1 pseudogene is annotated in these 486 nt (G+C 71.0%); it reads left to right on the forward strand.

The window, feature by feature from the left end:
- Positions 1-184 precede the first annotated feature (184 nt).
- A pseudogene (locus CCN72_RS40760) lies at positions 185-486 on the forward strand (hypothetical protein); the annotation flags it as partial.

Below are 486 nucleotides of genomic sequence, written 5' to 3' on the forward strand. Positions count from 1 at the left end.
CCACGACCCCGCGCCGCCCCCGCCCCCCGGGCGGCTTCCGCGACGGCGCTGGCACAGCTTCGACAGCTTCCACAGGGAGCCCGACGTTCACCACGGCCCGATCTTTTGCGATGAGACGATGTTTGCGGGTGATTGCGGCGTATCGCCGCCGATACTCCATCCACCCGGCTTAGGCTCCAACGCGATGAACGGTCCCCGTGTCACCCCCGGCCCCGTCCTCAGGCTCGCCCTCGGCTGGTTCGCCACCCGGGCGTTGATGCTGTGGCTGCTCGCGCATGACAGTTCGCCGCTGCTCAGCGGGGGTTCGGTGGCGCGGGAGGTGGGGCGGTTGTACCTCCACTGGTACGGCGTGCTCGAACAGGGGTCGTACCCGGTGCACGACACGCTGTGGCAGTACCCGCCGGGCGCGGGCGCGGTGCTGCTGGCGCCGGGGCTGGTGCCGGGGTTGTCGTACGTCCAGGCGTTCGTGACGCTCGCACTGGCCGC

Source organism: Streptomyces murinus, from assembly GCF_002154555.1.
Lineage (GTDB): Bacteria > Actinomycetota > Actinomycetes > Streptomycetales > Streptomycetaceae > Streptomyces > Streptomyces murinus.